This window comes from Vogesella mureinivorans, from assembly GCF_007644035.1.
GTDB lineage: Bacteria > Pseudomonadota > Gammaproteobacteria > Burkholderiales > Chromobacteriaceae > Vogesella > Vogesella mureinivorans.
Genome location: NZ_VMTV02000561.1, coordinates 1 through 295 on the forward strand (window position 1 = coordinate 1; position 295 = coordinate 295).

1 protein-coding gene is annotated in these 295 nt (G+C 66.4%); it reads left to right on the top strand.

Annotated elements, in window-relative coordinates; translation table 11 throughout:
• Positions 1-295, top strand: a 295-nt coding sequence (locus tag FLQ44_RS14555; protein ID WP_206208901.1) for a rod shape-determining protein, incomplete at both ends; no start/stop codon positions are given.

The window sequence follows — 295 nt, forward strand, 5'->3', positions numbered from 1 at the left end:
GCCGAGGGCGTGCCTCGTGCATTCACGATGAACTCCAACGAAGTTCTGGAGGCGCTGCACGAGCCTCTTGCGGGCATCACCAGTGCGGTACGGGCGGCCCTGGAACAGACCCCACCAGAGCTGTGCGCCGATGTCGCCGAGCGCGGCATCGTGTTGACCGGCGGTGGCGCCCTCTTGCGCGATCTCGACCGACTGATTTCCGAGGAAACCGGCCTCCACGTGCACGTTGCCGACGATCCGCTGACCTGCGTGGCGCGCGGTGGCGGCCGTGCACTTGAGCTGATTGACATGCACG